The sequence below is a fragment of the Psychrobacter proteolyticus genome (assembly GCF_038155145.1).
In the GTDB taxonomy this organism is placed as follows: Bacteria; Pseudomonadota; Gammaproteobacteria; order Pseudomonadales; family Moraxellaceae; genus Psychrobacter; species Psychrobacter proteolyticus_B.
Window position 1 is genome coordinate 1 of sequence record NZ_JBAKAY010000035.1, and the last position, 265, is coordinate 265.

Below are 265 nucleotides of genomic sequence, written 5' to 3' on the forward strand. Positions count from 1 at the left end.
CGTCACTTCGGACAGCGGGTTGTTCTGATCCATGAACTGGGAGAGCTGGCTGGAACCGAAGAATTCCTTCACCGCCGCCGCAACCGGCTTGGCGTTGATGAGATCCTGCGGCATCAGGCCTTCGCTCTCGGCCATGGAGAGACGCTCCTTGACCGCACGCTCGACACGGACCAGACCGACACGGAACTGGTTTTCCGCCATTTCGCCCACAGAGCGAATGCGACGGTTGCCCAGGTGGTCGATGTCATCGACATCGCCATTGCCG

At 60.8% G+C, this 265-nt stretch carries 1 protein-coding gene; it reads right to left on the minus strand.

Going from position 1 to position 265, the window contains the following annotated elements:
* Positions 1-265: hypothetical protein (locus V6252_RS12905; protein WP_341610720.1), on the minus strand; the 265-nt coding region annotated here is incomplete at both ends.